The sequence below is a fragment of the Roseateles sp. P5_B10 genome (assembly GCF_056400485.1).
In genome coordinates this window covers 1-7155 of sequence record NZ_JBFULE010000229.1, presented here as the reverse complement: position 1 = coordinate 7155, position 7155 = coordinate 1, and the positions used below count along the sequence as shown (strand labels likewise).

At 69.0% G+C, this 7155-nt stretch carries 11 protein-coding genes; 5 read left to right on the top strand and 6 right to left on the bottom strand.

Annotated features, from left to right (window positions below):
- From AC1DU6_RS15210 to AC1DU6_RS15200, 3 genes are all read left to right on the top strand, one after another.
- Window positions 1–225 (top strand): hypothetical protein (locus AC1DU6_RS15210; RefSeq protein ID WP_477858067.1); only part of this gene is annotated, 225 nt, incomplete at its 5' end.
- A gap of 4 nt (window positions 226–229) precedes the next feature.
- Window positions 230–772, top strand: coding sequence for a 2'-5' RNA ligase family protein (locus tag AC1DU6_RS15205; protein ID WP_477858065.1), 543 nt, complete (start codon window positions 230–232; stop codon window positions 770–772).
- Window positions 773–864: 92 nt separating this feature from the next.
- The gene (locus AC1DU6_RS15200; protein ID WP_056197841.1) at window positions 865–1053 is read left to right on the top strand and encodes a hypothetical protein; all 189 of its coding nucleotides are present in this window, start codon (window positions 865–867) and stop codon (window positions 1051–1053) included.
- Between the two features lies 1 nt (window position 1054).
- Here AC1DU6_RS15200 and AC1DU6_RS15195 read toward each other — a convergent pair whose 3' ends face one another.
- Genes AC1DU6_RS15195 through pxpB form a run of 6 tightly spaced genes read right to left on the bottom strand, consistent with a single transcriptional unit; the run spans window position 1055 to window position 6031 of the window.
- Window positions 1055–2038 carry a DUF72 domain-containing protein gene (locus AC1DU6_RS15195; protein WP_477858063.1) on the bottom strand — a complete coding sequence of 328 codons (984 nt, stop codon included), beginning with the start codon at window positions 2036–2038 and terminating at the stop codon, window positions 1055–1057.
- Window positions 2038–2997 carry a DUF979 domain-containing protein gene (locus AC1DU6_RS15190; protein WP_477858061.1) on the bottom strand — a complete coding sequence of 320 codons (960 nt, stop codon included), beginning with the start codon at window positions 2995–2997 and terminating at the stop codon, window positions 2038–2040. Before AC1DU6_RS15190 ends, AC1DU6_RS15195 begins: the two co-directional genes overlap by 1 nt.
- Window positions 2994–3710, bottom strand: coding sequence for a DUF969 domain-containing protein (locus AC1DU6_RS15185; protein ID WP_457325032.1), 717 nt, complete (start codon window positions 3708–3710; stop codon window positions 2994–2996). The genes AC1DU6_RS15190 and AC1DU6_RS15185 overlap by 4 nt, the downstream gene beginning before the upstream one ends.
- Before the next feature lie 13 nt (window positions 3711–3723).
- Entirely contained in the window at window positions 3724–4458 is a 735-nt protein-coding gene (pxpA, locus tag AC1DU6_RS15180) for a 5-oxoprolinase subunit PxpA (protein WP_457325030.1), read from the bottom strand.
- Window positions 4443–5375 carry a 5-oxoprolinase subunit C family protein gene (locus tag AC1DU6_RS15175; RefSeq protein WP_457392038.1) on the bottom strand — a complete coding sequence of 311 codons (933 nt, stop codon included), beginning with the start codon at window positions 5373–5375 and terminating at the stop codon, window positions 4443–4445. Before AC1DU6_RS15175 ends, pxpA begins: the two co-directional genes overlap by 16 nt.
- Complete coding sequence (gene pxpB, locus AC1DU6_RS15170) at window positions 5372–6031, bottom strand: 5-oxoprolinase subunit PxpB (RefSeq protein ID WP_477858059.1); 660 nt, start codon at window positions 6029–6031, stop codon at window positions 5372–5374. The genes AC1DU6_RS15175 and pxpB overlap by 4 nt, the downstream gene beginning before the upstream one ends.
- A gap of 48 nt (window positions 6032–6079) precedes the next feature.
- Here pxpB and AC1DU6_RS15165 point away from each other — a divergent pair, with 48 nt between their 5' ends.
- Together AC1DU6_RS15165 and tadA are read left to right on the top strand one after the other, a co-directional pair.
- Window positions 6080–6592, top strand: coding sequence for a winged helix DNA-binding protein (locus AC1DU6_RS15165; RefSeq protein WP_056197829.1), 513 nt, complete (start codon window positions 6080–6082; stop codon window positions 6590–6592).
- Window positions 6593–6612: 20 nt separating this feature from the next.
- A complete protein-coding gene (tadA, locus tag AC1DU6_RS15160; protein ID WP_477858057.1) occupies window positions 6613–7155 on the top strand; it encodes a tRNA adenosine(34) deaminase TadA in 543 nt (180 codons plus the stop codon).

Below are 7155 nucleotides of genomic sequence, written 5' to 3'. Positions count from 1 at the left end.
GAGCAATTCATGCGCGCAGCCTTCAGCCTTCTCGCCCTCGTCATCGTCGCGGCCATCGTGCTGTCGCTGGTCAAGAAGCAGGCCTCGGCCTTGAAGCCGCCGCCTGGTTCACCGGCGGCCAGTGCCGCCCTGCCCATGCCAAAGGCCGTTGGCGAGCAGGTGCAGAGCAGCATCGACGAAGCCGCCAAGCGTGCGGCCGAGGCCGCATCCGCTGCCACCAATTGAGGCCGTGGCCGGCCATAAGCTCTTCTTCGCGCTGCGGCCGGATGAACAGGCGGCCGAGCGCATTGCGCGCGCCGCAGCCGCCGAACATGTGGCGCGCGGCCTCGTGCCGCGGTTCAGGCCGAGCCACATCTTCCACATCACGCTGCACTACTTCGGCCGCTTCGAGGGTGAGCCTGACCCGCAGCTCGTGGCGCGGGCGATGCGCGCGGCGGCCGAGCTTGTCTGGCCGGCCTTCGACGTCGGCTTCGAGCGCTTTGCGAGCTGGGGTCGCGAAGGCGCACGCCAGCACCCCTTCGTCCTGACCGGCGGCCAGAGCCTGGAGGCGGTGCGCGAGCTGCGCGACGCGCTGGCTGGTCGACTGGCCGACCATGGCCTGCCAGCAGTGAAGGACTATGAGCCCCATCTGACGCTGCGCTATGACAAGCGTCCGGCGCCTGCCTGGGAGGTCGACCTGGCGGGCTGGACGGCGAGCGAGCTCGTCCTCGTTTCCAGCCCCCAGGGCCTGACGCAGCATGACGTCATCGCACGTTGGCCGCTGCAGGGCTGAGGTCTGCTCCTACAGCCCTTGAAGCTGGCGGCCGACGGGCGCGTGGTTGCGGATCGACCACGATCAAGCAATCCCTGCCAGCGGAGGCCACCATGATCCTCAAGCCCGTTCTTGCCGTCCTCGCCACCTCGGCCCTGACCATGAAGCTGGTCCAGCACCTGGGCCAGAAGCATCACCAACGCCGCGTGCGCCACGACGGTAAGCAGCATCGCGAAGATGTCAGTCGCTGGGAAGCAGAGGGCGGCAATCTGCCGGAGCCCCAGCTGCCGGCCAAGCGCTGAGTCAGCCGTCGACGATGGCTTGAGCGAGTGCCCGAACGCTCAGCGGCGCCGAGCCTTCGGCCTTGTTGGAAATGGTGATGAAAGCATCCTGCCTCGCGCCTGCCGTGCCGCGGATGATGCGGGCCAATTCGGCGCGCGTCTCGGGGTCGGGGTCCAGCATCTCATTGAACTCGCCATAGCGCTTCTCGGCCTCTTCGTAGCCATGGGGGCCGTGCAGGCGGTTCAGGTTCCATCGCACCACCAGCGGCCCCGGCCACAGCGCGCGCAGCAGCGGCAGTTGCTCGGCCAGCGGCGGCAGCTTGGGATGCAGGCCGACGCAGTAGCGCGCGCCCGTGTCGCGCAGCAGGGCCGCGAGATCCGGAGTCAGCCAGGCAGCGTCGCGTACCTCGACAGCGATGACGCCCACAGGTGGTTTTGGCAGCGCCAGCAGCAGCGCATGCAGCCGGTCGAATTGCTCGCTCATGCGCGCAAGCAGTGGCCCGGGCAAGGGGCTGAGCTGGAAGACGAGGGCGCCTATCGTGGCGCTCAGGCCTTCGAAAGCGGGCTCGATGAAATCCTGCATTGCCGCCGTCGGATCCAGGAACAGCGGGTTGAGTTCCTGGCCGCGTCCGTCCTCGCTGCGCAGCAGCGCATCCGTGACGAGGCTGGGTGCCTTGACCGTGAATCGAAAGCCCTTGGGCACCTGTTGCGCTTGCCGCTCGAAGTCGCTTGCGGCGATCGGCCGGTAGAAGCCGCGGTCGATGCCCACGGCGCGCAGCAACGGGTGGGCGGCGTAGGCGGTCAGGCCGGTCTTGGACAGCGTGGCCTCGCTGTGCCTGCCGGCCCAGACCAGCCCCTCCCAGCCGGGGTAGCTCCAGGTCGACGTGCCGAGATGGATGTGTGGCGACAGACTTGCTGCCAGCGCCAGGTCTTCGGGCACCGGCGGCGCGGGTTGCACACCGCGCGGCCGCTTCTCGGGTGGGCCGCCGAACAGCTCGTCCTGCATCAGAACATCAGCACCTTGAGGAGGACGATGTTGACGCCCAGCAGCATCAGCGCCGTGGGCCATTGCGCGCGGATGACGGCGTTTTTGTCCTTCAGCTCGAGCAGGGCGGCGGGGATGATGTTGAAGTTGGCGGCCATGGGCGTCATCAGTGTGCCGCAGTAGCCGCAGAACATGCCGATAGCGGCCATCACGGCCGGGTTGCCGTGGTGCATGCCAAGCAGGATGGGGATGCCGATGCCGGCCGTCATGACCGGGAAGGCCGCGAAGGCATTGCCCATGACCATGGTGAACAGGGCCATGCCCAGGGCATAGGCCGCCACCGCGAACAAGGCGTTGTCGACCGGGATATAGCTGGTGGTGAGATGGGCCACGGCCTTGCCGACACCAGCATCGGTGAACAACAGGCCCAGCGTGGCCAGCAGCTGCGGCAGCAGGACCGCCGGCCCCATGGTCTCCAGCAGGCGGCGCGCCTCGCGCAGGGCCTGCATGGGACGTTCGCGCGTCATCCACAAGGCGCCAACCAGGCCGACCAGTGCGCCAAGACCGACGCTGATCAGCGTGACGTTCTTGGGCTCGACGAGCAGCAGACCGCCGAGGTGGACGTCCTTTAGCGTCAGCGTGCCAACCAGGGCCAGTGTCGTGATGGCCAGGATGGGCAGGAAGAGCTTGTTGCCCAGGCGCGCCGCGCTGGCCTGGCGCTCGGCGGGCTCGCGTGCCGGATGCTTGCCGAAGGACACGCCGCCCAGGCCGCCGAGTGCGGCAAGCATGAGGACGATCAACCCGCAGACGACGGGCGGCAGGTTGTCGCCGACCAGGTAGATGACGGCCCACAAGGCCCAGAACAGGCCGCTGCTCCAGCGCCGCGGGTTGCTGTGGTCGCGGCAGGTCAGCCAGGCGACGATGAGCAGCGCGGCGCCGGTCAGCAGGAAGAGCTGGTCGAGCTTGAGGAGGGCGGTCATGGCTTGGCTTCCTCTTCAGCACGGGCGCGGGCGATGTCCTGCGGCAGGCGATGGTCCATCCGGATCAGCCGCGCGGCGTGGATGACGAAGGCGGCGATGGCGGTCGGGATGCCCCAGAGGGCGATGTGCAGCGGGTCGGTGACGATGCCGTTCTCGGCCAGGAAGGTCTGCATCAGCACGATGGAGCCGAAGGCGACGAAGATGTCCTCGCCGAAAAAGAGGCCGACGTTGTCGGTCGCTGCGGCCATGGCCTTCCACTTGTCGCGCACGGCCTGCGGCACGGGGCCGTGGGTCTTCTCGGCGGCAGCTTCGGTCATGGGCGCGACCAGGGGCCGAACCATCGGGGCATGGCCGCCCAGCGACGTCAGGCCCAGCGCCGCGGCGGTCTCGCGGATGAAGAGGTAGACGACCAACAGACGGCCCGCCGTCGCCGAGCGTATGCCTGCGATCCAAGCCTGGGCGCGCTCACGCAGGCCGTGGCGCTCCAGCAGGCCGATGATGGGCAGGGGCAGCAGCAGGGTCAGCGGCAGGTTGCGCGTCTTGACGAAGCCGGTGCCGAGCTTGGCGAGGATGAGGTCCGGCGGCAGCTTGGCCGCGAGGCCGGTCGCGATGCCGGCCACCGCGACGACGAGGACGGGGTTGAAGCGCAGCACGAAGCCGACGATGACGACGGCGACGCCGATCAGCGGCCACAGGGAAACATCTGCAGTCATGAAAAAACTCCGGTCAGGGGCGCAGTTGCACGCCGGCTTGGGTGAGGGCTTGGTTCAGCGCCCGGGCGAAAGCGAGGGCGTGGGCGCCGTCGCCATGCAGGCAGATGGTCTGGGCCTGCAAGGGAACGATCTCTCCGGTGACGGCCTGCACGACACCTTCGCGCACCATGCGCAGCGTGCGGGCGACGGCCTCGTCGGTGTCTTCGACGAAGGCGCCGGGCTGGCTGCGCGGCACCAGGCTGCCGTCGGCGCGGTAGCCGCGGTCGGCAAACACCTCGGCCACCGCGCGCAGGCCGGTGCGCTCGGCCGCTTTCAGCAGTTCACTGCCGGCAAGGCCGTAGAGAGCCAGTGCTGGGTTGACGTCGAGCACGGCGGCGGCGACGGCATCGGCCAATGCCGGATCACGCGCGGCCTGGTTGTAGAGGGCGCCGTGCGGCTTGACGTGATGCAGTCGGCCGCCGGCCGCGCGCACCATGGCGTCGAGGGCACCGATCTGGTAGATCAGGTCGGCTTTCACATCGGCCGGCGCGAGCTGCATCTCGCTGCGGCCGAAGTTCTCGCGGTCGGGGTAGCTGGGGTGGGCGCCGATGGCCACGCCGCGTTCCAGTGCTGCGACCACGGTCGTCTGCATCAGCCGCGCATCGCCGGCATGCCAGCCGCAGGCGATGTTGGCGGAGCTGACGAGGGCCAGCAGCTCGGCGTCGTCGGGTGCGCCTTCGCCGAGGTCGGCGTTCAGGTCGACATGCATAGGGCAGTCCTCAGTTGGGCCAGCGTGGCCTGGCGCTCGCGCAGTGCGGCGATGGCCTCGTCGGTGGTGCAGGGGGTGAAGCGCAATGTGGCGCCGAGGCGCAGCTGGCCGAGCTTCCACAGGTCGGAGCGGATGACGACGCCGATCTTGGGATAGCCGCCTGTCGTCTGCGCATCGGCCAGCAAGACGATGGGCTGGCCCGAGGGCGGCACCTGGATGACACCCGGCAGCACCCCGTGCGAGGCCAGTTCGGCGCCGCGCTCGCGCCGCAGTTCGGGCCCGGCGAAGCGGTAGCCCATGCGATTGCTCTGCGGCGTCAACTTCCAATCGGCGGCCCAGAAAGCTTCGCGCGCAGTGGCAGAGAAGTCCTCGTGCTCGGGGCCGGGCAGCACGCGCACGCTCGCGCCCCAGTCAGGCGCGCGGATGCCGATGCTGCGAGCGGGCAAGCGCTCGGGCGCGGCCAGCGGCAGCACATCGCCATCGCGCAGCGCGCGACCACCGAGCCCGCCGAAGCCGGCCTTGAGGTCGGTGCTGCGCGAGCCCAGGGCGGCGGGCAGCGCGATGCCGCCGGAAACCAGCAGATAGCTGCGCATGCGCTCGCGCGGCGCGGCGAGCTTGAGCGTCTGGCCGGCTTGCACGCGCTGCCGCCACCAGGGCCGCAGCGGGCGGCCGTCGAGGCTGGCATCGGCATCGGTGCCGGTGACGGCAATGCAGCAGTCGGCTGCAAAGCGCAGCGTGGCGGGGCCGAGGGTGAACTCCAGGCCGGCGGCGTCGACGGGGTTGCCRACGAGCAGATTGCCCCAGGCGAGCGCGATGTCGTCCAGCGCCCCGCAGCGGCTGATGCCGCGGTCGCGCCAGGCCTCGCGGCCGAGGTCCTGCACGGTGGTCAGCGGGCCGGCGCGCAGCAACTCGATCATGCGAGGTCCGCCACGAAGCGCACGCGGTCACCCGGCGCGAGCAGCGTGGGCGGCTCGGCCTTGGGGTCGAAAAGGGGCAGGGCGGTGTGGCCGATGAGCTGCCAACCTCCCGGCGTGGCCAGCGGGTAGATGCCGGTCTGCGCACCGCCGATGCCGACGCTGCCGGCGGGCACCGCCACGCGGGGCTCGCTGCGGCGCGGCGTGTGCAGCGAGGCGTCCAGCCCGCCGAGGTAGGCAAAGCCGGGCTGGAAGCCGATGAAGTAGACGACGTACTCGGCCTCGGTGTGGCGTTGCACGACCTCGTCGACCGAGAGGCCGCAGTGCGTGGCGACGTCGCCCAGGTCGGGGCCATGCGCGCCGCCATAGCTGACCGGGATTTCGACGAGGCGGCCCGCCTGCTGGCGCCGCAGCGGCCTGGCCCACAGCGCGCGGGCAGCCTGCTCCAGCGTCTGGCCGTCGGTATGCAGCGGGTCGAAGGTCAGCGTCAGGTTGTTCATGCCCGGGATCAGGCCGAGCACGCCTTCGGCCTGCGCCAGGCCTGCGCCGAGTTGCCAGATGCGCTGCTGGTGTTCGATCGCGATGGGTGCATCGACCGCGCAGCACAGCGCCGCTTCGCCCAGGGGGCGAATGAGGAGGTCGGGCGGCGCAGTACTCATTTGAATTTCAATAAAACGTATACGATTTGTATTCGAGACGTGTTTATCATGTCAATCATGGTTCGCAGCATCGTGTCGTCCTCGCATCTGGTGTCTGAAAAGAGCGCCGAGCTGTCGGAGTTCGAGTTCGGCCTCATCGTCGTCAGCAATGCCTTCAACCGCTGGATGGTGCGCTGCATGGCCGCCGCCGGCATGAAAGACCTGGCTGCGCTGGACATTTCGCTGCTGCACCACGTCAACCACCGCGACCGCAAGAAGAAGCTCGCCGACATCTGCTTCGTGCTGAACGTCGAGGACACCCATGTCGTCGCCTACTCGCTGCGCAAGCTGGTCGGCATGGGGCTGGTGAGCAGCGAGAAAATCGGCAAGGAGGCCTTCTTCTCGACGACCGAGCAGGGGCAGGCCCTGTGCGAGGCCTACCGCCAGGTGCGTGAGCGCTGCCTGATGGAGGCGCTGGCGGACAGCGGCCAGCAGAACCAGGACATCGGCGACAGCGCGCAGCTGATGCGGCTGTTGTCGGGGCTATACGACCAGGCGTCGCGGTCGGCGGCCTCACTGTGAGCCTCTAAACTGCCGGCTCGATGACCGAGCCGACGACCTTCACGCCATCTGATGAATTCGCCATGCGGCTCGCGCTGGACCAGGCGCAGAACGCCTGGCTGGTGGGTGAGGTCCCAGTGGGCGCCGTCATCATGCGCGGTGATCAGGTCATCGCCACCGGCTACAACCGCCCGATCACGACGCATGATCCGACGGCCCATGCCGAGATCGTCGCGCTGCGCCACGCCGCCACGTTGCTGGAGAACTACCGCCTGCCCGAGTGCGAACTCTTCGTGACGCTGGAGCCCTGCGCGATGTGTGCGATGGCGCTGATGCATGCGCGCTTCAAGCGCGTCGTGTTCGCGGCGCGCGACCCGAAGACGGGCGTGGCCGGCTCAGTCATCGACCTGTTTGCCCAGGCGCAGCTCAATCACCACACCGCCGTCGAAGGCGGGCTGTTGGCGGACGCGTCGGCGCAGCTGCTGCGCGACTTCTTCACCGAACGCCGCGAGGCCGCACGTGCGCGCCGCGCCGAACGTCAGGGCCTGATCCCGACCGGCGAAGCGACCGAACTGGACGAATAG